The following is a 285-nucleotide window of genomic DNA, read 5'->3' on the forward strand; positions in this document are numbered from 1 at the left end:
GGGGTGGCCCGGGGCTATCTGAACCGGCCTGAGCTGACGGAGGAGCGTTTTCTCAATGATCCGTTTTACCCGGGAGAACGCATGTATCAGACGGGTGATATCGCACGCTGGACAGAAGATGGCCTTGTCGAATGGCTCGGACGTTCAGACGGACAGGTGAAAGTCCGCGGCTACCGGATTGAACCGGGAGAGATCGAAGCGGCGATCCGGCGCATCGACGGCATTCGTGAGGCAGCAGTCACCGCCCGGAACGAACACGGCGAAACCGCGCTTTACGCCTATATC

Annotated in this window: 1 protein-coding gene; it reads left to right on the plus strand. The window is 60.0% G+C overall.

Annotation, left to right across the window (positions count from 1 at the left end):
• Positions 1–285, plus strand: a 285-nt coding sequence (locus NQS30_RS21355; RefSeq protein WP_350322356.1) for an acyl-CoA synthetase family protein, incomplete at both ends; no start/stop codon positions are given.

Source organism: Bacillus sp. B1(2022), assembly GCF_040259625.1.
In the GTDB taxonomy this organism is placed as follows: domain Bacteria; phylum Bacillota; class Bacilli; order Bacillales; family Bacillaceae; genus Bacillus; species Bacillus velezensis.